This window comes from Chryseobacterium sp. DT-167 (assembly GCF_058310155.1).
Genome location: NZ_JBZEEQ010000088.1, coordinates 1 through 608, shown reverse-complemented (window position 1 = coordinate 608; position 608 = coordinate 1). Strand labels below are relative to the sequence as shown.

Sequence of the window (608 nt, the reverse complement as noted above, 5' to 3'; positions counted from 1 at the left end):
CGGACGGGAACTCACCGCCATAAAGGACGTACTTGCCGGCCGCGGTGACGTCCCACGGCCCCTGCGTCGACCCGGTGAACTCGCCGACCGTGAAATCGGGATACCAGTCGAGGAGCGACGGCGACGGCTTGCCGGCGTAATTCGTGTACATGTCATCACGCGTGTAGGGAGCGAGCGTGCGGGTCGTCGCGACCGAGAATGCCAGGGCGCGGTGGTAGTTGTTCGAGGTCACGCTCCCCTGGTTGTCATCGAAGCCGCCGACCCGACGCAATAGTGCGCGTGCCCGGCCGTGTAGACGGCGCCCTTGAACGGGACGACCCCGTAGGTGTCACCGTGGCAATCGGAGATCCACTCGGGTGTCCCATCGGTCCACGAGGCCTTGAACGTGCCCTCATTGAACGATTCCGTCTTCGCCCGACCCAGCTGGTACGCGGAACCATAGACCGAGGTCCCGTCGGACGAGAGGTCGAGGATCGACGAGCTGTCGGTGCCGTTCCGAACGAGCTCGTTGATCTTCCATGCCAGGTTGGTCGCCGTCGTCGGGTGGAGTGCGGCCATACCGCGGCCCGGGTTCGACTTGCCGTTCATCGACTCGAATCGGCCCGCCA

General features: G+C 65.0%; 2 protein-coding genes. Both read right to left on the bottom strand.

Going from position 1 to position 608, the window contains the following annotated elements; all coding sequences use genetic code 11:
- The coding region (locus AC4FQ5_RS19905; RefSeq protein ID WP_491146371.1) for a hypothetical protein at positions 1 to 232 on the bottom strand (232 nt) is incomplete at its 3' end.
- The coding region (locus AC4FQ5_RS19900; RefSeq protein WP_491146369.1) for a hypothetical protein at positions 229 to 608 on the bottom strand (380 nt) is incomplete at its 5' end. The genes AC4FQ5_RS19905 and AC4FQ5_RS19900, both read right to left, overlap by 4 nt.